Source organism: Cellulomonas citrea (assembly GCF_009829685.1).
GTDB lineage: Bacteria > Actinomycetota > Actinomycetes > Actinomycetales > Cellulomonadaceae > Cellulomonas > Cellulomonas citrea.
Window position 1 is genome coordinate 1 of sequence record NZ_VWSD01000375.1, and the last position, 555, is coordinate 555.

The following is a 555-nucleotide window of genomic DNA, read 5'->3' on the forward strand; positions in this document are numbered from 1 at the left end:
TCAGGCATCCAAACGATTCAGTCAGATATCGTGAAGTAAAAGCGGAAGGTGGATGGGGTGTGGTCTGTGGCGAGGAATGCATGATTCATCCATCCTCGGACCATGCACCGACGTCGCCTCTAAGACTGTATTCCGATGCCGACATTCCCCTCATTGCCAGGCTCGCCGATGGCGTACACCGCTTCGGCGCCTTGTTTGGCCTGGAACTGAGCCATGCCGGTAAAAGCGCCGCCAATCGAACGACGCGGGAGTATCCTCTCGGTCCGTCTGCATTACCCTACAGCGGCTACGGCCCATTCGCGACCCGCGCCATGGACAAATCAGACATCAAAGCGCTGCGACAATGGCACAAAGATGCCGCAAGGCGGGCGATTTCTGCCGGCGTCGACATCGTTTATGTCTATTGCGCTCACGACCTTTCGATACTCATGCAATTCCTGTTACGCCGATACAATGATCGAACCGACGAATACGGCGGAAGTTTCGAGAATCGAACGAGGTTGTTGAGAGAGAGAGTCGAAGACACCAAAGAGATCGCGGAGGGAAAGGCCGCCG

General features: G+C 55.7%; 1 protein-coding gene. It reads left to right on the forward strand.

Annotation, left to right across the window (positions count from 1 at the left end):
• Positions 1–59 precede the first annotated feature (59 nt).
• On the forward strand, positions 60–555 hold a 496-nt coding region (locus F2B26_RS16825), incomplete at its 3' end, for an oxidoreductase (protein ID WP_499679459.1).